Genomic DNA, 17,738 nt, shown 5'->3' on the forward strand with positions numbered 1-17,738 from the left:
CAGCAGACCGTGAGGCTGCCTGTCGGATGGGTGACGGGTGCTTCAGCGGAGAGCTTCTGATGCGTCAACATTCGTCCCATGAAGCCCGCGCAGATGGAACGCACGCCGTTCGCCGACCTCGATCGGCAGCCTCGTGAGATGACGGCGATGCTGCTGGCCGCTCTCGACGAGATGGGGCGGCACCCCGAGATCCGCCGGGTTCGCCGTACGGCGATGGACGCGCTCCGGCCCGAGCCGGGCTGGCAGGTGCTCGACGCGGGTTCAGGCGGCGGCGACGTCGCCCGCTGGATCGCCGGGGAGGTCGGCCCGGCCGGGGGCGTGACCGCCCTGGATTATTCGGCCGCCATCATCGCCGCCGCGGTCGAGCGGCACGACGGCAGCAACGTGCGCTACACGACCGGTGACGTCTCGGCGATCGACCTGCCGGCCGGCAGCGTCGACGGGGTCTGGTGCGAGCGGGTGCTCCAGCACGTCGACGACGCCGACCTGGCCATCGCCGAGCTGGTGCGGGTGACCCGGCCCGGCGGGCGGATCTGCCTGATCGACACCGACTGGAGCTCGCTGGCCTTCGACGGGGTGCCGCCGGCCCTGGCCCGCGCCGTCGTGGCCGCCATGCACGGCCGCCTCACGCCGAAACAGGTCGACATGGGCCGCACGCTGCGCCGCCGGCTGGTCGGCAAGGGGCTGACGGACGTCAGCGCGACCCCCGTGACGTGCCTGTTCGGCGACCCGGGGTCGGCTGCGGTGGTGCTGCCCATGGTCAACGCCGGGGTGCCGGCCGAGGTGTGGACGACCCCGCCCGGCGTACGGGAGAAGTGGTTCTCGCACGTCGACGAGGCCGGCGCCCGCGGTGACTTCCTGGCCGTCCTGACCATCTGGACGGTGACCGGCACCGTTCAGGAGGCGCGACGCCAGTACTGACGCTTCTTCTCGTCCCGCACCACGAACCCGAGCCGTCCCAGCTCCTCGCGCAGCTCCCGGACGTCATCGTCGTCGCCCGCGCTGAGCGCCTTCTGCCGGGCGGTGAAGACGGCGTCGGGCAGATCGGGCAGGCCGGGAACCCAGCGCCGGTACGCGTCGAGGTACGGATCCTGCTCGGCCCAGGCCACACCCCGCGAGCCGAACGCCGCGCTCAGCTTCTGCTTCGACAGGTGGGAGGGCTCCCGGGCCAGCTCGCGACCGGTGCGCCCGAGCAGCACGAGCTGGTCACGGTCGGGGAAGGCCAGCGCGATCTCGCCCTTGGGCACCGCCCGCCGATGACCGGGCCGGGTCAGCACCACCTCCATCGGCGTGATCCGCACGGTCAGCGACTCGGCGTCGACCAGCGCCGCGAGGATCAGCCCGAGTACGAAGCCGATCCCGAGCGCGACCACCAGGTCCCACGGCTCGGGCAGGTCCCGGATCAGGTTGAACGGTCCGCCGAAGGGCAGCCGGTCGATCACCCAGAGGATTCCCCACAGCAGCCCGGCGCCGGCGACCGGCAGCAGGAGCCACACGAGCATCCGCGACCACCAGGGGGTGGGCACAGTCGTTTCCTGTTCCAGCACGTCATCGAGTCTTGCGCGGCGTCCGGGCCGCCGATACCGACTCGGGTCGACGCGGCGTAGACCAAAGTCGACTGCCCCCCCGGAAGGCGGCGCCGGTAGCGTCGAACCATGCGGAGATTGCTGGTCGAGCTGTCGGTGGCCTCGACGGCCGTCGCGCTGGGCCTCTTCTTCCTCGTCAACACGATCAGCGAGGGCGACGGCGCGCCGGTCCCGGTCGAGGTCGCGACCGGCGCGCTCGCCGTGGCCTGCCTGATCCTGTTCCGGCGCACCCGTCCGGTCACGCTAGCCCTCGTGCTGATCCCACTCGGCATCCTGTTCGCGCTGCCGATGGGGGCCACACCGATCGCCCTGTTCGCCGTCGGTCTGCGCCGCCGTGCCGGGGTGGCGGCCGGCCTGGTCGCCCTGCACGCCGCGCTGGTCGCCTCGATCTACTTCATCGCCCTGGGCAACACGCGTCTCTACTACGAGGTGGTCATCTTCCTCGTGCTGCTGCACGTCAGCCTGGTCGCGATCGCCATGTTGATCCGCTCCCACCGCCACCTGGTCGCCTCGCTGGCCGAGCGGGCCCGCCAGGCCGAGGAAGGCCAGCGGCTGCGGGTCGAGCAGGCCCGCTCGTCCGAGCGCGAGCGCCTGGCCCGCGAGATGCACGACGTGCTGGCGCATCGGCTGTCACTGCTGGCCGTCCATGCCGGCGCTCTGGAGGTACGGCGGGAAGCCTCCGGCGACGAGCAGCGCGCGGCCGGCGTCATCCGCGAGACCGCCCACGACGCCCTCGAAGACCTGCGTTCGGTGATCCACATGCTGCGCGCGCCCGCGGACGATCAGCCGCAGCCCACTCTGGGTGACGTGCCCGCCCTGGTCGAGCAGTCCCGGTCGGCCGGCGCCGACGTCGGCCTCACCCTCGACGGGGGCGACGGCGTGCCCGTGACCGTGGGCCGGCACGCCTACCGCATCGTGCAGGAGGCTCTGACCAACGCGCGCAAGCACGCACCGGGCGCGCCCGTACGGGTGGCGATCAGCGCCTGCGCCGAGCGCGGCCTCGACGTGGCAGTGCGCAACGCGCTGGCCCCGGGCAGTGCCGCGATGCCGGGCGCCGGCTCGGGCCTGGCCGGCCTGCGCGAGCGGGTCCAGCTCGTGGGCGGCCGCCTGGAGCACGGCCCGACCACGGGCGGCGAGTTTCATCTGAGAGCCTGGCTGCCGTGGCCGACGTGAGCGACCAGGGCCGGCGTACCGACGAGAGCCGGGGCGGCGAGATGACGACCAAGGTCCTGCTCGTCGATGACGACGCCCTGGTCCGGGCCGGGCTCACCATGATGCTGGACGCGTTCGACGACATCGACGTGGTCGGGGCGGCCACCGACGGCACCGAGGTCGCGGCCGCGGTCAACACCCACCGGCCCGACGTCGTGCTGATGGACATCCGCATGCCGGGCCTCGACGGCCTGAGCGCCACCGAGTCGCTGCGCCGCCGCCCCGGCGCGCCCCAGGTGATCGTGCTGACGACGTTCGACACCGACGAGCACGTGCTGCGGGCGTTGCGCGCCGGGGCGGGCGGCTTCCTGCTCAAGCACACCCCGCCGCGCGAGATCGCCGACGCCGTGCGCCGGGTGGCGGCCGGCGAGCCGATGATGTCGCCCGAGGTGCTGCGCAAGATGATCGGCATGGTGTCCGGCGCCGATCCGGGCCGCGACCGGGCCCGTACGGCGCTGGAACGGCTCAGCCCGGGCGAGATCGACGTCGCGCGGCTGATCGCCCAGGGCCGCACCAATCAGGAGATCGCCACGGAGCTCCTGATGAGCACGGCCACCGTCAAGGCGTACGTGTCGAGGATCTTCACGAAGTTGTCGCTGACGAACCGTGTGCAGATCGCCCTGCTGGTGCACGACGCCCGCTGACCTTCCGGGCCGTCGGCAACATGCGGGCCAGCAGCGCGTCCAGCGGCATGCTGGCGAAACCGATCCGCACGTCGCTCGCCCCGTACGGCATCCAGAAGCGACCGTCGTGCACGAGCCCGCCGCACGAGTAGAGGACGTTCGGCACGTACCCCTCGCGCTCGATGTCGTCCGGCTCGATCAGGCCCTCGGGCAGGTCGGCGATCACCTTGGACGGGTCGTCGAGGTCGAGCAGCATCGCACCGATCGCGTAGCGCCGCATCGGCCCGACGCCGTGGGTCAGCACCAGCCACCCGGCCTCGGTCTCGATCGGCGAGCCGCAGTTGCCGACCTGGATCAGGTCCCAGCCGCGGTGCGGCATGAGCAGCGGCACCGACTGCTGCCACCGGTGCTGCTCGTCGCGTACGGCCAGGCCCAGCGTCTCGCCGTCCGAGCGGCAGAGCGCCATCTTCTGCCCGTTGATGTAGCGAGGGAACAGCGCCACGCCCTTGTTGGCTGCGGCCGGCCCGCTGAGCCGGGTCACCTCGAAGTGCCGCAGGTCGCGCGAGAAGATCACCCGGCCCGAGATCTGCCGTCCGTCGTACGCGGTGTAGGTCGCCTGATAGACGTGCCGCCCGTCCGGGTCGGTCACGCGCACGAACCGCGCGTCCTCCATGCCGTTGCTCTCGGCCTGCGTGGCCGGCCACATGACTCGCTGGTGCAACGGCACCGCGCACGGGAACTGGAGCGCGTAGTCCTCGGAGACGATGTGCCGAATCCGGTCGATCGTCTCCTGCGCTTGCGGCCGGGCCAGCAGCTCGCCGGGCACGTGCGCGATGACGTCCTCGAACTCGACGTCGGTGAACCGCTCGGGCAGCACCGAGACCACGTACGAGGACGCCTCGTTGTCGACCTCGGCATCGATCAGCGCCGCCGCCAGCTGGTTCTTCCAGTGCGTGGCATCGATCCGGTGCCCGACCGTGAGCGGCCCGCCGCGGTCCTCCACACGCAGCTGTTCGCCGGGGCCGAGGACGGCCGAGCAGAACCCGATGGACGAGATGTGCCCCTCGCCGATCTGCCGCAGGCTGATCGCCACCCTGAGCTCGCCCGGCTCGAGGCCGGCCTGGTCGGGGTGCTCGACCATCGACGGGTTGCAGAGCGCGGCCGCCTCGACCGCGAACTCGTGGCTGAAGTAGGCGCCGATCAGCGTCCGCGCGGTCGGCGACAGCTCCAACTCGGGCGGCACCCGGTGCTGCACCAGGTCGTAGTGGTGCTGGAACGTGCCCAGCAGGTCGTGGTGCCGGCCGGCGAAGCGGGTCAGCACGTCGTCGAGCAGCCGGCCGGTCTCGGCCTCGTCGAGCTGCAGAATGCGCTCGATCAGACGGCCCGCCCGGTTCTTGACGGTCTGCGAGTCCTCGCCCGGGACGAACAGCTTGATCACGACGCGCCGGCCGTCCGGCTGCATGACGACGTCGTGTCTGGTGATCATGTTTTGTGTATTCATGGTTGCGGTCACGCTAGGCCGCCTGACGGTCGGGTCGCGCTCCGGGTCGCCAGCGTGCGGGCATGCTGCAGCGTGGAGACGAGCGCGAGGGTGGATTCGGCTCCTTGGTTCACATTAGGACCAGTTGCCGTCAGTCCGTCATAACATCCACCGGTTAAGGGGTCGTACATCGGTTTCTGACCGTCGTTGTCGCCCAGGAACCAGGCGATTGCCCGGAACAGTTGCTCGTCCCAGCGTTCGTCACCGGTGACCGCGGCCGCGGTGGCGCAGGCGTCCGCGGTGGCGGCGGCCTCGATCGGCTGCTGGTCGAAGCGGTGCTTGGGCACGCCGGGGCGCCAGCCGCCGACCGGCACCACCGACAGCCGCCCGCCGTTGTCCTGCTCCCGGCACAGCCAGGCCAGCATCTTGAGCCCCGACCGCAGCAGCGTCTCGTCGCCGAGCAGGTCGCCCGCGGCGATCAGCACCTCGGGCAGGGCCGGGTTGGCGTAGGTGAGCTCGGGCTCGGGCCAGACCCAGTCCGCCTCCTTGTTCGACGGCAGCCCGATCACGGTGGCCGCGTCGGCCAGCAGTTCGGTCGCCGCGACGGCCCGCGGATCGGTCCGCAGCACCTCGGCCGCGCCCAGCCCGGCGAACGCCATCGCCCGCGACCAGGGCGAGCGCTCCCGGCAGCCGATGAGGAACGCGTTCATCGCCTCACGGCGGATCCACGGCACGGTCGAGCGCGCGGCGGCGGTGCCCAGGCCCCACAGCGCCCGGCCCCACCAGTCGCCCACCGACGGCTCGTCCTCCCAGCGCCGGTCGAACGAGAACCGGTTGCGGAAGCCGCCCTTCGGCCCCTGGGCGTGGGTCAGGAACGCCAGGTAGCGCTCGGCCAGCCCGACGAGCTGGGCCGTAGGCCTCGGCTCGCGGCTGATCAGCAGCAGCCCGCGGGACACGTCGTCGACGCAGTAGCCGTGCTCGCGCCGGACGATCGCGTTGCGGGCGTGCTCGAGCAAGCCGGTGTCGTCGGACAGGCGCGCGACGTGACTCCAGTCGGGCGGTGGGGCGTCGGCGAGCTGGATCGGCGGCGGCACGAGGCGGAGCCCGCCGGCGGCCGTGGTCACGCCGGAACCGACGCGGCCAGCGGGGAACCGGTGGCGAGCAGGCCGTTGGCCAGGGCCTGGTAGCGGGCGGCGACCGCGGGCCAGCGCAGGGTGGGGCCGCCGGTCAGGCCGGTGAGCCGCCCGGTCAGGCCCGGCTCGGCCAGCACGTGCCGGATCGCCGCGGCCATCGCCTCCGGGTCCTGGTGGGGCACGAGCAGGCCGGGGCCGTCGGCCAGCAGCTCGACGGCGTGCGGGAACTCCGTCGCGACGACCGGGATGCCGGCGCCGACCGCCTCGATCAGCACGCCCGAGGTGACCTGCTCGGTGGAGTCGTACGGCAGCACCACCACGTCGGCCGAGCGGATCAGCCGGGTCAGGTCGTCCTCCTCCAGGTACGCGTCGTTCCAGCGCACCGCGTCGGACACCCCGAGCGAGGCGGCGAGGGCCCGGAGCGAGTCGCGGTAGGCGTCGCCGAACTGCTCGAGAACCTTCGGGTGCGTACGCCCGGCGACCGTGTAGACCGGGGCCGGGCTCAGGTCCCCGAGCTGCGCGAGCGCACGCAACGCCCACTCGATGCCCTTGCCCGGGCCGAGCAGGCCCCAGGTCAGCAGGTGCGGGCGGTCGTGCTCCTCGCGCGGGCCGGTGCCGCGGCTGCCCGCGCCGTGCGGGATCACCGAGATCTTGCGCGGGTCGACGTCGTACCCGCCTGTCAGCCGCTGCCGGGCGGTGTCAGTCATGGTGACCACCCCGTCGGCCGTGGCCGCGATCTGTTCGAGCACCTGACGTTGCAGCGGGTCGGGCGTGCTGAGCACGGTGTGCAGCACCACGATCGAGGGCGCTCGGAGGGCGCGCAGCAGTGGCAGCACCTCGTTGCCGGCGTCGCCGGGATAGATGCCGTACTCGTGCTGGAGGATCGCCACGTCGAAACGGTTGAGCGCGTTGGCCGCGGCCCGCCAGCCGCCCGGGGTGTCGGTGTGCCAGGTGTGCACTGTCCTCGGAGCACCCCGATCCAGTTCGATGCCGCCGCTGACACTGTCGCAGGAGAGCAGCCGGACGACTCCTGAGCCGCCGTTCGTGTTCAGATGCGTGGCCAAAGCTGCATTGAAGGTCGCCAAACCACATTGGGTGGGTGGGTAGGTGCTCAGAAAACCGTACGTCGCGGGCATGACTAGGCCTTTCTCGCTCTGCGTACGCCTCCCCGCAGCACGGCTCAGCGCACCCGGGCCAAGCGGTGCCGGGCGCGCGTAATCGCCATTGCGGAGATCCGGGAAATGGCCCGGATTAACACGCAATTCACATTGCGACGTTAACAAGAAGGGCCATTCACCTGACGATTTTCCGGTAAATCGACAGGTAGTTGTCGACCATGCGGTCGCGCGAGAACCGGTTCCGGGCGCGGCGCGCGCAGGCCGCGCGGTCGAGGTCGCGCACCCGCTCGACGGCTTCGACCGCTTCGTCGGCGTTCGCGACGAGACATCCGGTCACCCCCTCGTCGACCACTTCCGGCATGGACCCCTTCCGGTACGCGATGACGGGCGTCCCGCAGGCCATCGACTCCACCACCGACAGCCCGAACGGCTCGGCGAACCGGATCGGGTGCAGCAGCGCCAGCCCGGACCCGAGGATCGCGCCGCGGTCCTCGGGTCCGACCGAACCCAGATAGACGACCCGGTCGCCGTCGATCCGCGGTTCGATCAGCTCCTCGAAGTACGCCCGGTCCTGCACGATTCCGCACATCACCAGCCGCCGGCCGGCCCGGGCGGCGATGTCGATGGCCAGGTCGGTGCCCTTGTCGGGGTGGATGCGCCCGAACAGGATCAGGTCCTCCCGGGGTTCCAGGTGGACGGGCAGGCCGTTCATGTCGATGCCGTGGTGCACGGTGCCCAGGTAGTCGAGGTCGGCGGAGCGGTCGCTGTCCGAGATCGAGACGTACGCCGACCGGCCACGGCGGTAGGCGGGCAGGATGTTCGGGCCCGAGAAGCCGTGGATCGTCGTCACCATGGGCGCCGCGCAGTGCTGTGAGAAGGCGAGCGGCAGCCAGTCGAGGTGGTTGTGCACGATGTCGAACTCGCCCGAGCGGGCCAGCGCGTGTCCGACGTGCAGCGCCTCCCACACCCGGCCGTCCAGGTCGGGGTTCTCCTCGTATCCGCTCGGCGCCACCCCGTCCAGGCCGGCCTTGGTGATCGAGTCGAGGGTGGCGAAGAGCGTCACGTCGATGCCGCGCTCCACCAGACCCTCGGTGATCAGGCTGGTCACCAGCTCCCACGGGCCGTAGTGCAGCGGCGGCGTACGCCAGGCGATCGGCCCCAGCATGGCGACCTTCACGACAAATGCCTCGTATCACTCGTGCTGGTAGTTAACACGTGCTTAGTATGCCCAGCGGTTTGATCCGGCGTTCTCGTGTTAGAGAAGACCTATGACGGATCTCTGGTGGAAGAGTGCGGTTGTTTACCAGATCTACCCGCGCAGCTTCGCGGACGCCGACGGCGACGGCATGGGCGACCTGCGCGGCATCATCGACCACCTGGACCATCTGTCCGGCCTCGGCGTCGACGTGATCTGGCTGTCGCCCGTCTACCCCTCGCCGCAGGACGACAACGGCTACGACATCAGCGACTACCAGAACATCGAACCGGTCTTCGGCACCCTCGAGATCTTCGACGAGCTGCTGGCCGGGGTGCACGCCCGCGGCATGAAGCTGATCATGGACCTGGTCGTGAACCACTCCTCCGACGAGCACCCCTGGTTCCTCGAGAGCCGGTCCGGCAAGGACAGCCCGAAGCGTGACTGGTACTGGTGGCAGCCCGCCCGCGAGGGCCTCGAACCCGGCACCCCGGGGGCCGAGCCGACCAACTGGGGTTCGGTGTTCGGCGGCTCGGCCTGGGAGCTCGACGAGAAGACCGGCGAGTACTACCTGCACCTGTTCTCGAAGAAGCAGCCCGACCTCAACTGGGAGAACCCGGCGGTCCGCCACGCCGTCTACGAGATGATGAACTGGTGGCTCGACCGGGGCATCGACGGCTTCCGGATGGACGTCATCAACATGATCTCCAAGGTGGTGCCGCTGCCCGACGGCCGGCTGACCGCCGGATCGCCCTACGGTGACGGCTCGGCCGGCTTCATCAACGGCCCCCGCCTGCACGAATACCTGCAAGAGATGCACCGCGAGGTGTTCGCCGGCCGCGACGCGATGCTGACTGTGGGCGAGATGCCCGGCGTCACGGTCGACGAGGCCAAGCTGTTCACCGACCCGCACCGGCACGAGGTCGACATGGTCTTCCAGTTCGACCACGTGTGGGCCGACCGCGGTGACGACCCGTGGCTGCTGATGCCGTTGCGGCTGACCAACCTCAAGGCCATCTTCAACCGGTGGCAGGCCGGGCTGGCCGAGGTCGGCTGGAACAGCCTGTACTGGAACAACCACGACCAGCCGCGGGCGGTCTCCCGCTACGGCGACGACAGTCCCGCCCACCGCGTCGCGTCGGCCAAGATGCTCGGCACGGTGCTGCACCTGCACCGCGGCACGCCGTACATCTACCAGGGCGAAGAGCTCGGCATGACCAACTACCCGTTCTCCTCGATCGACGAGTTCCGCGACATCGAGGCCCTCGGCCAGTACGCGCAGGCTGTCGAGCTGGAGGGCCGGTCACCCGAGGAGGTGCTGACGGTGCTCCGGGCCCGCGGGCGGGACAACGCCCGTACGCCGATGCAGTGGAACGCCTCGGCGCACGCCGGCTTCACCGCCGGCACGCCGTGGCTCGCGGTCAACCCGAACTACCCCGAGATCAACGCCGAGGCCGCGCACGCCGACCCGGACTCGGTCTACCACTACTACCGCAAGCTGGCCGACCTGCGGCACACCGAACCGGCCGTGGTCGACGGCGACTTCACGATGCTGCTGCCCAACCACGAGCAGCTGTACGCGTACACCCGCCGCCTGAACGACACCGAGCTCCTCGTGATCGGCAACTTCTCCGGCGACTCCGTACGAGCCGAGGTGGACGAAGCCTGGACCGGCGCCGAACTGCTGCTGACCAACCTGCCGACGCCGCCCGAGGACTGGGCCCTGGCGCCGTGGCAGGCCGTCATCTACAAGCGCTCACTCGGGTAGTGCTTTCCCGAAGTTCCACGAGCCGCGATAGCTGATCAGCAACCAGTTGCCGGCGCCGGGAATGACGACGAGGGTGACCTGCTTGGTGATCGGACGCCGGTAGGTCACCCCGCCCCGGACCATCCGCACCCGCGCGCTGTAGGACACGGCGATCGTCAGCCAGTTGGTCTCCTCGTCGATGTAGAGGACCGACTGGCCGACCTTCTCGTCGACAACGTACGGCCCCGTCTTCGCGAAGGTGTAGGTCTTGTCGCTCAGGTCCCAGAAGGCCAGGACCTCGACGTCGCCTACGTCGTCCTTGTTGTTTTTGAGAGCCCCGCGAACTGAGTCGCGCCAGTGGTCGCGCGTCGGCGGGATCATGTGCCGGGAGACTGAGGCGAAGTCCGACACGACGTACTTGCTCTTCGGCCGCAACCGATCCAGGTCGAAGCTCTCCGTTCGCAGGAAGGCGACGACGTCCTGATAGGTCTTCGTGACCCGCGCGGCCCCGAACCGTTTGGCCACGTCCTTGCCGAGGATCGGCTCGCCGATGTCCGGCGTCGTGGAGTAGGGCGCGAGTTTCGGGTTCAGGTCGCGTGGCCCCGATCCCGTTGGCGACGCACCGGTGGACGGGGACACCGACACCGGGGCGGACGTGGAGGCGCTGGGGGCCGGCCGGGCGGTGGCTGCCTCAGGAGTGGAACAGGCGGCCAGGCTCAGAACGAGCGCAGCGGTCACCAGGTGTCCATATCGGACGGCATGAATCGACACGGTGGATGAATCTTTCTCGCGATGGGGGCGCACCATGAGAGCACACCCCCGATCGGATTCATCCACGGGCCTCGTCGAGCCGGGCCGGGCTCACGGGAGCCGCGGCTCGGCTCGGGCCGTGAGCCGGCCCGAGCCTGCGGCGGTCAGTTGGTGATGGTGTCCCACGAGAAGGCGAGCAGGGCGAACGCGGCGCCCAGCAGGGCCAGGCTGATGCCTCGGGACGAGATGGGCAGCGCGGCCAGCACGAGCAGGATGACCGCGATCAGATAGAAGATGCCCTGGATGGACATGGAAGCTCCTCGATAGTGGGGGTGGCGGCGCTGCCAGTACCCCCACTGCGAGGCGGGCTAAACCAAGGTCAACACAAACTCGGAGCCGGCGCCGATCGTGGTTTCCGTGGGCACGAGGCGGGTGGCGCGGCCGGGCGGCTCGCCGGTGCCGTAGTTGCGCAGGAAGCGGGGATGCGCGCCGCCGCTCACCTGCAGCCGCAGGCGGTGGCGGGGGCGGAAGACATGCGCGGTGTGTCCCATGTCGACGACCGTCCGGGGCTCGCCCGTCATGCGGGTCAGGCCGTCGCAGACGTTCAGCGAGCGGCCGTCCGGGTCGACGTCACACAGCCGTACGAAGAGGTCTCCGCTCGCGGCGGTCGTCGTGGCGTCCAGCTCGGCCCGCACCGGGCCCATGAGCGTGAGTGGCCGCTCGACCGGGTCGCTGGTGAACAGCAGCACGTCGCCGCGCTTCTCCAGTGGGGCGTTGTCGACCTGGCCCTGTGTCGACGACTGCAGCGGGCCGCCGATCGACGGGGTCGGGTCGGCGGGGTCGTACCGGAAACGCCAGCCACGCTCGGCGGTGAGCGAATCGAATCTCAGGCGTTCGGCCCGGGTGTCCGGCGGGGGCCAGCCGGGCAGGTCGCGCCACTCGTTCGTGCCGCCCACGTGGACTCGTACGCGATAGGCCGGAGGCTCGCCGCGCAGCCGGCGCATCGCCTGGGCGAACACCTCGGCCCAGCCCTTCTCGAGGGCGGACGTGTGGGTCCAGGGGCCGATCAGCAGGTCGACGTCGCGGCCCGCGTCGCGCAGCCGGGCGTACTGGTCGAGCACCTGGGCCGGGCTGAGATCCCACCAGCCGAGCGTCAGGCTGACCGGCACCTCCATGGCCCCGGCCGCCTCGGCCATGTTCGCCTCGTGCCAGAAGTCCGGCGAGGAATGGGTGAGCCACTCCTCGAGCGCCGGCCGCCGGCCCCCGAAAACCTGCGGATAGGCGTCGAGGAGTGGCAGTCCGAGGATGGCCCGGCGCAGGCGGAACCTCATCCGGATCACGATGCGCAGCGCCTGGCCGGAGGTCACCTCACCCTGCTTCAGCATGACGCCACCGACCAGCGCCCGTTCGAGCCCGAATGCGCCACTGGCCCAGAAGAAGTCGTACGGGTCGGTGTGGCAACCAGGTCGTGGACGCCGCGATCGGGATCGCCGACGCCGACGGGCTGGGGGCGGTCACCATGCGCCGCATCGCCCAGCAGATCGGTGCCGGGGCGATGTCGCTCTACACGTACGTCCCGGACAAGGACCGCCTGGTCGACCTCATGGTCGACCGGGTCGGGGCGACGCGGACGCCCGTCGAGCTCACCGGCGACTGGCGTACGGATCTGCTGGCGCTGGCCCGTTCCCAGCGCTCGCTCATGCTGGCGCACCCGTGGCTGCCCGCGGCCCTGCCCAACCGGCGGGTGACCGGGCGCAACATGCTCGCGTACCTCGAACAGGGGCTCGCCGCGCTCGAGCCGACCGGTCTCGGCGGGCCGGCCAAGCTCGAGATCGTCGCGCTGGTCACCGGACTGATGGCCACCTTCGTCACGGCCGAGCTGGCCGGGTCCACGCCCGTTCCGGAGCAGGCCGCACTGATCGGCGAAGCGGTCGCCAGCGGTGACTTCCCACAGCTGGGGGCCGTGCTGGCCGAGGGCGGACAGGGCAGCGGCGAGCCGGATTTCGACCGGCTCGCCGCGTGGACCATCACTGGCCTGGTGTCTCAGGCCATCGGGTCCCTCAGCTCTTGAGGCAGATGTCGAACGGGTGACCTTCCGGGTCGAGCAGCACGCGCCACCGCTCGGGGGTGGGCTGCTCGTCCGGCTTGGTCGCGCCCAGGGCCAGGGCCTGCTGCTCGCCCTGGTCCAGGTCGTCGACGTACAGGTCGAAGTGATAGCGCTTCGGGGCGCTCTCCTCCGGCCAGCCGGGCGCCGAATAGCCGGGCACCCGCCCGAAGCCGATGCTCGTCGAGCCGTCGCCGATCATCGCGTAGTCGTCCTGGCTGTGCAGGATCTCCCAGCCGAGCACACCGGCGTAGAAGCGGGCCTGCGCGGCCGGGTCGGACGCGTCCAAATTGATCATCGCCAGGGTTGCGAATCCACTCATGGACGCGATCCTTCCCGCCAAGACTGACATCTGCTGTCAGTTACTTCAGATAGACCAGGCCGTCCAGGGCCACGCCCGGCCGGCCCGGCGTTCCCTCGACCACGATGCGTACGGTGTGCTCGCCGCCCTGCGGCCACCAGCGCGACCAGACCGCCTGGCGGGGCAGCGGGCGCGCCGAGCGCAGGTCGACCATGCCCTGCGGCCGCCCGTCGAGGAACACCCCGATCCGGCCGGCGCGCGGGCCCTTGCTGAGCACCAGCGCGACCGAACTGCCGCTGAACCGCCACGACGCGCTCGTCCCGCGGACGCTGCCACCGACCGCCGTGCCGCCGAGGTAGGAACTGTTGCGCAGGGGCCGCCACGTCCCGCTGCGCTGGGCCCCGGATTCGGAGACGACCACGGGCGTACGGGTGACCGAGGCACTCACGAAGTTGAAGGCCCGGTCGGTGGCGCGCACGGTGAACGTGGCCGGCCGGTTGGCCGGAGCGCCGACGTTGCGGGTGCGAGCGGTGACGCCCAGATTGACGGTCGCGGGCCGGGTCAGTCGCACCGAGCCCAGGCTGGCGTTGTCGCGGACGGTCCAGTCGAGGTGCATCGGCACCGCACCCAGGTTGACGGTGCCGGGCCGCAGCGCCAAGTCCGGCTCGCGGCTGAAGACCGGTGCGCTCGTGTCCGCGAAGACCCGGCTGTTCACGACCGTCGACCGGCCGGACAGATGCAGCGCCCGCACGGTGACGGTGTGCCCGCCCGGTGTCAGCCGGACCGGGACCGACCGCCTGCCGGCCGGCGTGGCGACGCGCAACACGCCGTCCACCCACACCTCGAACCGGTTGATCAGGCCGAGCGGAGTGGTCACCGACCAGGCGGGCTGGATGACGCCCTTGGTGAAGTACCAATTGCCGGCGCGAGCCGAACCACCCATGCCGATCATCCGCAGCCCGGCCGGGGCGGCGCCGGCGATCGCCCGGATCGACGGAAGCTGCGCGTAGAGGGCGTTGCCCGGGCAGGCCGTCTGGCCCGCGTCGCGATGCCCCGAGATCCGGAAGAGCGGCACCTTGCGGCCCAGCGGGAAGCGCTCGCTCCCGCCGGACGTGACCACCACTTGTCCGGCGGGCGGACTTCCGTACGCGCCGAGCTTGTAGGCCGCCATGGCAGCGATCACCGTGCGGACCCGGGTGGAGACGGCCCGGCCGCCGTAGGAGCCGATCACCGCGATGGCGCTGGCGTTCGCGTTGAAGCCGAGTGTGTGCGCGCCGAGCACGGTGCGCCCGATCCCGCCGCCGCGCCCCTCGAAGACGGTCCCGCACTTGTCGATGAGGAAGTTGTAGCCGATGTCGTCCCACCCCCGGCTCCGCACCTGATAGGCCTGGATGCCGCGGACGATGCCGGCCGACTGGGCGCAGCTGTAACCGTTCCCGGTGGCCGTGTGGTGCACGAAGAAGACCTGTGTGGGGCCGGTGTATTCGGGCGGTCCCTTGACGATGGCCTCGTTGGCGCGCCAACCGGCCCGGGTCACCACGCGCGGGGCCGGCCGTGGGGGCAGCGGCACGGCGGCTCGGCCGGCGGCGGTGGTTTCGCCGGCCGTGGCCGTCTCGGCTCGCCGCGGCGTGACGGCGTCCTGGGCCCGGCCGTCGCGCGAGCTCGTGTCGGTGCCGGCATCGGGGTTGATCAGGTCCATGCGCAGCCCGGCCGGAAGCGGGCCGCGGGCGCCGGTCAGCCGGGCCTGAACGCTGTCCGAGGGGCCGACCCAGAGCGGGTCGGACGAGCCGCGTACGTCGGCCGGGGCGCGACCGTCCGTCTCGAGCGTCTGCCACGGCGACCACCGCCGGGTGTCCAGCGCACGGGTGCGCACCTGAACGAGGGCGCCGACGCGGGCCGCCGGATCGGCCCAGGTCACGCCGACCAGGCTGAACGGCTTGATGGACGCCTGTGCCGTGTTCGCGCCGCCGTTGAGGGCGACCGTCTGCAAGACGGGGTTGGCGGCGACCCCTGCGGGTTGCCGTTGCTCACCAGCCGTCGCCGCTGCCGGGCTGCCGCCGGCCACCATGGTCAGAAGCGCCGCGGCAGCGCAGAATACTGTCCGATTCCGTGACACGTGGTCCCCCGTGGCCTCGTTGATCGATCCCGTGCCACCATTGCCGCCGGTGCCCGCGGCCGTCCCGGGAATCACGAACCAAGCCGGACAATTCCGTCGAACAGCTCGACAATCTGTCCGAACGTCCGGCGTGTTCCGCTTCCCCGGCGGAGTCACTCGCGTAACGAGTGCCGGCACCCACGCTGGGGCATTCGCAGCCGGCCCGTGTGTCAGCGGCTCCTGCGTCGGCCTGGCGCTCTTCGTCGACGCCCGCGGATAGCCGGCCCGCGCTCGCTCTCGTCAGGGGGCGAGCAGCAGCACGACCTTGCCGTCGCTGTGGCGGGACTCGACCACGCGGTGGGCCTCGACGATGTCGTCCACCGGGAAGGGTTGCACCGGCATGAGCAGCTCGCCCCGGGCGGCCAGATCGATCACGTGGGCCAGGCGTTTCGGGTCGCGGCCGGCCCGGACGACGCGGGTGCCGTGGTCGGCGGCGGCCTTGTCGTCGACGATCGTGCCGATGCGGTCACGGGGGATGCCCAGCCCGACGGACTGGGCGATCGCCTCGCCGCCGGCGGCGTCCAGCGCGGCTGTCGGCTGGAGGCCGAGATCGCGTACGGCCCGGACCAGATCTTCGCCGTAGTCCAGGGGAACAGCGCCTAGGGAGCGCAGGCGGTTGTGGTTGCGCGGGCTCGCCGTGCCGATCACGCTCGCGCCGGCGAGGCGGGCCAACTGGGTGGCCACGGTGCCCACACTGCCCGCGGCCGCGTGGACCAGCAGGACGTCGCCCGCACCGACGGCCAGTTCGAGCAGCGCCCCGCTCGCGGTCTGGGACGCGGCGACCAGGGCGGCGGCGGTCGGGAAGTCGAGCGTGGCCGGCTTGCGGACCACGTTCTCGGCGGCGACGCAGAGCAGTTCGGCGGCGCCGTTGAGCATCGTCGAGCCCAGGACGGGATCACCGGGCTCGAACTCGTGCACACCTTCGCCGACGGCGTCGATCACGCCCGCGTACTCCTGGCCGATGGTCTGCGGGAACTGGATCTTCGCCCACGGCATGTGGCCCCGGCGGACGGCGACGTCGAAGGGCTGAACACCGGCCGCCAGCACGCGGACCCGCACCTCGCCCGGGCCGGGCTGCGGATCGGGCACGTGGACGACGTGCAGGACCTCGGGCGGACCGAACTTGTCGAACACGGCTGCTCTCATGCGGCGAGTCTGCAAGCTGAACTCAGGTTGAGGTCAAGGGCGCTGCACGCGGACTGCACGCGCGGGGGCCGAGGGTGGTGGGCATGACTGTTGAAGCAGAGAATCTGAGCGGACGACTCCTGACCGCGCTGGTCGGCGCGACCGAACTGTTGACCGTGGAACTCGGCCGTGAGCTGGGCCTCTACGCCGCGCTGCGGGACCGGCCGGCAAGCGCCGCGGAGTTGGCCAAGACGGCCGGGATCGACGAGCGATACGCCCGGGAGTGGCTGGAACAGCAGGCCGCGGCCGGGTTCCTCACGGTCGACGGCGACGAGTTCGCGCTGGCCGCGGGGGCAGCCGAGGTGCTGCTCGACGAGGGTGGCCCGGGGGAGTTCGCGGCCGGGCTGGGGATGGTCTTTCCGCTGGTGGTCGCGGCGTTCCGCACCGGCGCGGGCATTCCGTACTCCGACTACGGGCAGCACATCCGGCACGGCATCGCGGCGTTCAACCAGCCGATGTTCGACCACCTGCTCACCGCGGAGTGGCTGCCGGCCCTGCCCGAGGTGGAGGCGCGACTGCTGACCACGCCGGGCGCGCGGGTGCTCGACCTGGGCTGCGGCGCCGGCCGCTCGTCGGTGGCGCTGGCGCTGGCCTACCCGGCGATCACCGTACGCGGAATCGACCTGGACGAGGCCTCGATCACGGAAGCGCGGGCGGCCGCGGCCACCGCCGGTGTGGCCGATCGGGTGAGCTTCACGCTGGGCGATGCCACCCGGATCGACGGGGAGTACGACCTGGTGACCATCTTCGAGGCCCTGCACGACATGGGCGACCCGGTCGGCGTGCTGAGCGCCGTCCGCCCCCGGCTGGCGCCCGGCGGCAGCGTCTTCATCGGCGACGAGCGGGTGGCCGACGAGTTCACCGCCCCGGCCGGCGAGATCGAGCGGCTCCAGTACGCGTTCAGCGTGCTGCACTGCCTGCCGGCCACCCGCGCCGAGGACCCGGTGATCGCCAACGGCACCATCCTGCGCGCCCCGACGCTGCTGGCCTGGGCGCGCGAGGCCGGCTACCGGTCGCCGGAGGTGCTCGACATCCCGAACGACTTCTGGCGCTTCTACCGTCTGCGGTAAGAAGCCGTCTGCGGTAGGAACCGTCTGCGGTAGGAATCGTCTGCGGTAGAAACCGTCTGAAGCAGAACAGGGCCCGGCT

At 71.1% G+C, this 17,738-nt stretch carries 16 protein-coding genes and 1 pseudogene; 6 read left to right on the forward strand and 11 right to left on the reverse strand.

Annotated elements, in window-relative coordinates; translation table 11 throughout:
• The first annotated feature begins 78 nt into the window (after positions 1-78).
• Positions 79-921: a methyltransferase domain-containing protein gene (locus tag LXN57_RS13060; protein ID WP_251798328.1), complete on the forward strand. Its 843-nt coding sequence runs from the start codon at positions 79-81 to the stop codon at positions 919-921.
• Here the strand turns inward: LXN57_RS13060 and LXN57_RS13065 are convergent.
• Positions 897-1,547: a YqeB family protein gene (locus tag LXN57_RS13065; protein ID WP_251798329.1), complete on the reverse strand. Its 651-nt coding sequence runs from the start codon at positions 1,545-1,547 to the stop codon at positions 897-899. The two genes, LXN57_RS13060 and LXN57_RS13065, sit on opposite strands and share 25 nt — an antisense overlap.
• A 108-nt stretch (positions 1,548-1,655) precedes the next feature.
• Here LXN57_RS13065 and LXN57_RS13070 point away from each other — a divergent pair, with 108 nt between their 5' ends.
• On the forward strand, positions 1,656-2,759 hold the full coding sequence (locus tag LXN57_RS13070; protein ID WP_251798330.1) for a sensor histidine kinase: 1,104 nt from the start codon (positions 1,656-1,658) through the stop codon (positions 2,757-2,759).
• Positions 2,760-2,800: 41 nt separating this feature from the next.
• On the forward strand, positions 2,801-3,442 hold the full coding sequence (locus LXN57_RS13075) for a response regulator transcription factor (RefSeq protein ID WP_251798400.1): 642 nt from the start codon (positions 2,801-2,803) through the stop codon (positions 3,440-3,442).
• Here LXN57_RS13075 and LXN57_RS13080 read toward each other — a convergent pair.
• The 4 genes from LXN57_RS13080 to LXN57_RS13095 all read right to left on the reverse strand — a co-directional run bounded on the left by LXN57_RS13080 (position 3,381) and on the right by LXN57_RS13095 (position 8,329).
• Complete coding sequence (locus LXN57_RS13080; RefSeq protein WP_251798331.1) at positions 3,381-4,907, reverse strand: glycoside hydrolase family 130 protein; 1,527 nt, start codon at positions 4,905-4,907, stop codon at positions 3,381-3,383. The genes LXN57_RS13075 and LXN57_RS13080 overlap by 62 nt on opposite strands.
• A 23-nt stretch (positions 4,908-4,930) precedes the next feature.
• Positions 4,931-6,025, reverse strand: a complete 1,095-nt coding sequence (locus tag LXN57_RS13085; RefSeq protein ID WP_251798332.1) for a glycosyltransferase — start codon at positions 6,023-6,025, stop codon at positions 4,931-4,933.
• Positions 6,022-7,170, reverse strand: coding sequence for a glycosyltransferase (locus tag LXN57_RS13090; RefSeq protein ID WP_251798333.1), 1,149 nt, complete (start codon positions 7,168-7,170; stop codon positions 6,022-6,024). Before LXN57_RS13090 ends, LXN57_RS13085 begins: the two co-directional genes overlap by 4 nt.
• Positions 7,171-7,327: 157 nt before the next feature.
• Positions 7,328-8,329: a glycosyltransferase family 4 protein gene (locus tag LXN57_RS13095; RefSeq protein WP_251798334.1), complete on the reverse strand. Its 1,002-nt coding sequence runs from the start codon at positions 8,327-8,329 to the stop codon at positions 7,328-7,330.
• 91 nt (positions 8,330-8,420) lie between these two features.
• Between LXN57_RS13095 and LXN57_RS13100 the strand changes: the two genes are divergently transcribed.
• The gene (locus LXN57_RS13100) at positions 8,421-10,115 is read left to right on the forward strand and encodes a glycoside hydrolase family 13 protein (protein WP_251798335.1); all 1,695 of its coding nucleotides are present in this window, start codon (positions 8,421-8,423) and stop codon (positions 10,113-10,115) included.
• On the opposite strand, the gene LXN57_RS13105 is transcribed toward LXN57_RS13100, so the two are convergent.
• The 3 genes and pseudogenes from LXN57_RS13105 to LXN57_RS13115 all read right to left on the reverse strand — a co-directional run.
• Complete coding sequence (locus tag LXN57_RS13105) at positions 10,104-10,832, reverse strand: hypothetical protein (RefSeq protein WP_251798336.1); 729 nt, start codon at positions 10,830-10,832, stop codon at positions 10,104-10,106. The genes LXN57_RS13100 and LXN57_RS13105 overlap by 12 nt on opposite strands.
• 176 nt (positions 10,833-11,008) lie before the next feature.
• Positions 11,009-11,155 (reverse strand): hypothetical protein, encoded by a 147-nt coding sequence (locus tag LXN57_RS13110; RefSeq protein WP_221382125.1) that lies wholly within the window; start codon positions 11,153-11,155, stop codon positions 11,009-11,011.
• A gap of 57 nt (positions 11,156-11,212) precedes the next feature.
• A pseudogene (locus tag LXN57_RS13115) lies at positions 11,213-12,286 on the reverse strand (CocE/NonD family hydrolase); the annotation flags it as partial.
• 26 nt (positions 12,287-12,312) lie between these two features.
• Between LXN57_RS13115 and LXN57_RS13120 the strand changes: the two are divergent.
• Positions 12,313-12,915 carry a TetR/AcrR family transcriptional regulator gene (locus LXN57_RS13120; protein ID WP_251798337.1) on the forward strand — a complete coding sequence of 201 codons (603 nt, stop codon included), beginning with the start codon at positions 12,313-12,315 and terminating at the stop codon, positions 12,913-12,915.
• Here the strand turns inward: LXN57_RS13120 and LXN57_RS13125 are convergent.
• The 3 genes from LXN57_RS13125 to LXN57_RS13135 all read right to left on the reverse strand — a co-directional run bounded on the left by LXN57_RS13125 (position 12,905) and on the right by LXN57_RS13135 (position 16,550).
• Complete coding sequence (locus LXN57_RS13125) at positions 12,905-13,270, reverse strand: VOC family protein (RefSeq protein WP_251798338.1); 366 nt, start codon at positions 13,268-13,270, stop codon at positions 12,905-12,907. The two genes, LXN57_RS13120 and LXN57_RS13125, sit on opposite strands and share 11 nt — an antisense overlap.
• 40 nt (positions 13,271-13,310) lie before the next feature.
• Entirely contained in the window at positions 13,311-15,365 is a 2,055-nt protein-coding gene (locus LXN57_RS13130) for an N-acetylmuramoyl-L-alanine amidase (protein ID WP_251798339.1), read from the reverse strand.
• Positions 15,366-15,644: 279 nt separating this feature from the next.
• A complete protein-coding gene (locus LXN57_RS13135) occupies positions 15,645-16,550 on the reverse strand; it encodes an NADP-dependent oxidoreductase (protein ID WP_251798340.1) in 906 nt (301 codons plus the stop codon).
• 83 nt (positions 16,551-16,633) lie between these two features.
• On the opposite strand from LXN57_RS13135, the gene LXN57_RS13140 reads away from it, so the two are divergent.
• Complete coding sequence (locus LXN57_RS13140) at positions 16,634-17,659, forward strand: class I SAM-dependent methyltransferase (RefSeq protein ID WP_251798341.1); 1,026 nt, start codon at positions 16,634-16,636, stop codon at positions 17,657-17,659.
• The last annotated feature ends 79 nt before the right edge of the window (positions 17,660-17,738 follow it).

Source organism: Paractinoplanes hotanensis, from assembly GCF_023717965.1.
Classification (GTDB): Bacteria; Actinomycetota; Actinomycetes; order Mycobacteriales; family Micromonosporaceae; genus Actinoplanes; species Actinoplanes polyasparticus.

Excerpts from the sequence above, each read along its gene's own strand:
- LXN57_RS13060 (WP_251798328.1), top strand. The coding sequence starts at position 79 with ATGAAGCCCGCGCAGATGGAACGCACGCCGTTCGCCGACCTCGATCGG.
- LXN57_RS13070 (WP_251798330.1), top strand. The coding sequence starts at position 1,656 with ATGCGGAGATTGCTGGTCGAGCTGTCGGTGGCCTCGACGGCCGTCGCG.
- LXN57_RS13075 (WP_251798400.1), top strand. The coding sequence starts at position 2,801 with ATGACGACCAAGGTCCTGCTCGTCGATGACGACGCCCTGGTCCGGGCC.
- LXN57_RS13080 (WP_251798331.1), bottom strand. The coding sequence starts at position 4,907 with ATGATCACCAGACACGACGTCGTCATGCAGCCGGACGGCCGGCGCGTC.
- LXN57_RS13090 (WP_251798333.1), bottom strand. The coding sequence starts at position 7,170 with ATGCCCGCGACGTACGGTTTTCTGAGCACCTACCCACCCACCCAATGT.
- LXN57_RS13100 (WP_251798335.1), top strand. The coding sequence starts at position 8,421 with ATGACGGATCTCTGGTGGAAGAGTGCGGTTGTTTACCAGATCTACCCG.
- LXN57_RS13110 (WP_221382125.1), bottom strand. The coding sequence starts at position 11,155 with ATGTCCATCCAGGGCATCTTCTATCTGATCGCGGTCATCCTGCTCGTG.
- LXN57_RS13125 (WP_251798338.1), bottom strand. The coding sequence starts at position 13,270 with ATGAGTGGATTCGCAACCCTGGCGATGATCAATTTGGACGCGTCCGAC.
- LXN57_RS13135 (WP_251798340.1), bottom strand. The coding sequence starts at position 16,550 with ATGAGAGCAGCCGTGTTCGACAAGTTCGGTCCGCCCGAGGTCCTGCAC.
- LXN57_RS13140 (WP_251798341.1), top strand. The coding sequence starts at position 16,634 with ATGACTGTTGAAGCAGAGAATCTGAGCGGACGACTCCTGACCGCGCTG.